Genomic DNA, 299 nt, shown 5'->3' with positions numbered 1-299 from the left:
TACCCTTGAGTTCCAAGTGAAGTACCCCTATATATAGAGAAAAGGTGAGAGATCCCCTGTCTCTCATCTTTTTAGTATTTAATCCGTATTTTTATATAGTATAAAGGAACACTTTTTTGTTACAATACATAACGATACATATTATTCGCCACGTATATAAGTTAATGATATACTCTTGGTAGAATATACTTGAAGGAGGAAATAAAATGGCAATTGTAAACGCAAATGACCAAAGCTTCGCAGCTGAAACTAGCGAAGGTGTTGTATTATTAGATTTCTGGGCACCTTGGTGTGGACCT

General features: G+C 35.1%; 1 protein-coding gene. It reads left to right on the top strand.

Annotated elements, in window-relative coordinates; translation table 11 throughout:
- Nucleotides 1-206: 206 nt before the first annotated feature.
- Nucleotides 207-299 (top strand): thioredoxin family protein (locus tag FE392_RS23310; RefSeq protein ID WP_500692725.1); only part of this gene is annotated, 93 nt, incomplete at its 3' end.

Origin of the sequence: Xenorhabdus santafensis (genome assembly GCF_033949405.1) — a bacterium.
Taxonomy (GTDB): domain Bacteria; phylum Pseudomonadota; class Gammaproteobacteria; order Enterobacterales; family Enterobacteriaceae; genus Xenorhabdus; species Xenorhabdus santafensis.
This window is presented reverse-complemented; position numbering and strand designations above follow the sequence as displayed.